Here is a 1693-nt window from a genome sequence, read left to right as displayed (position 1 = left end):
TACTCACCGGTATTCGGAGTTTGCCTCGGGTTGGTAAGTCGGGATGACCCCCTAGCCGAAACAGTGCTCTACCCCCGGCGGTACTACGTGAGGCGCTACCTAAATAGCTTTCGAGGAGAACCAGCTATCTCCGAGCTTGATTAGCCTTTCACTCCGATCCACAAGTCATCCAAATCTTTTTCAACAGATCCTGGTTCGGGCCTCCAGTTGATGTTACTCAACCTTCACCCTGCTCATGGATAGATCGCTCGGTTTCGGGTCTATATCCAGCGACTGTGTCGCCCAGTTAAGACTCGGTTTCCCTACGGCTCCCCTATGCGGTTAACCTCGCCACTGAATATAAGTCGCTGACCCATTATACAAAAGGTACGCCGTCACCCAACAAGTGGGCTCCGACTGCTTGTACGCACACGGTTTCAGGATCTATTTCACTCCCCTCTCCGGGGTTCTTTTCGCCTTTCCCTCACGGTACTGGTTCACTATCGGTCAGCCAGGAGTATTTAGCCTTGGAGGATGGTCCCCCCGTCTTCAGTCAAGGTTTCTCGTGCCCCGACCTACTCGATTTCACGTGATCAGATTTTCGGCTACGGGGCTATCACCCGCTACGGCCGCGCTTCCCAACGCATTCGCCTAATCAGTCACACGCTTAAGGGCTGGTCCCCGTTCGCTCGCCGCTACTAGGGGAATCTCGGTTGATTTCTTTTCCTCAGGGTACTTAGATGTTTCAGTTCCCCTGGTTCGCTTCTTACGCCTATGTATTCAGCGTAAGATACTCATCTTATGATGAGTGGGTTTCCCCATTCAGAAATGCCCGGGTCACAGGTTGTTGCCACCTCACCGAGCCTTATCGCAGGCTACCACGTCTTTCATCGCCTCTGGCTGCCTAGGCATCCACCGTGTGCGCTTCATTGCTTGACCCTATAACCCGAAGGAGTCTGGGGTTCGCAATGATAACGTTCTATTTTGCCGGATACGCTTGAGACGTATCACAATTTAAGAAGCACTTCGTCAGAAGTGTTCTTGTCAGCATGATATACATTGTTAAAGAGCAGCTGTTCAATGAACAGTGATAAAGCGACGTGTTACAGTTATAACAATAGTTACAACAACACAGCGACTTATCAGTAGTCACGAAACATCAACAAACGGTAGTTAAGGTAAAGACAATAGTAATTAATGGTGGAGCCAAGCGGGATCGAACCGCTGACCTCCTGCGTGCAAGGCAGGCGCTCTCCCAGCTGAGCTATGGCCCCAATACTAAATTCACGCAAATTTGTGTAAGACAAGGCGCATTATTGCGACGCATAGCCTGCTATGCGAGTAATAAGGCAACGACGTATTACGCAAATTTGGTGGGTCTGGGCAGACTTGAACTGCCGACCTCACCCTTATCAGGGGTGCGCTCTAACCAACTGAGCTACAGACCCATTTACTGACTACTCTTACGACCGCGCCGGATGTCCGACCTCACCCTGCTTTCCATTTAAGGTCAGGGGGTGCGCTCTAACCAACTGAGCTACAGACCCAAGAGGGAATCGTGCTTTTACCGCTTGCTCTCTATCTGATCAGGTAATTCATTGTGGACGCTTACTGAGCGTGACGCATCGTTTAAGGAGGTGATCCAGCCGCAGGTTCCCCTACGGCTACCTTGTTACGACTTCACCCCAGTCATGAACCACACCGTGGTGATCGC

The 1693-nt window shown here is 51.1% G+C and carries 2 tRNA genes and 2 rRNA genes; all 4 read right to left on the bottom strand.

Annotated features, from left to right (window positions below):
* Window positions 1–918: ribosomal RNA gene (locus ACQKE4_RS20655) — 23S ribosomal RNA — on the bottom strand; the annotation flags it as partial.
* A gap of 259 nt (window positions 919–1177) precedes the next feature.
* Window positions 1178–1253: transfer RNA gene (locus ACQKE4_RS20650), tRNA-Ala, on the bottom strand.
* A 97-nt stretch (window positions 1254–1350) separates the two neighbouring features.
* Window positions 1351–1427, bottom strand: a tRNA-Ile gene (locus ACQKE4_RS20645).
* Window positions 1428–1609: 182 nt separating this feature from the next.
* Window positions 1610–1693: ribosomal RNA gene (locus ACQKE4_RS20640) — 16S ribosomal RNA — on the bottom strand; the annotation flags it as partial.

It is taken from the genome of Halomonas sp. NPDC076908, assembly GCF_050269715.1.
Lineage (GTDB): Bacteria > Pseudomonadota > Gammaproteobacteria > Pseudomonadales > Halomonadaceae > Vreelandella.
The sequence above is the reverse complement of the archived record's forward strand: the minus strand, read 5'-3'. Positions and strand labels throughout refer to the sequence as shown.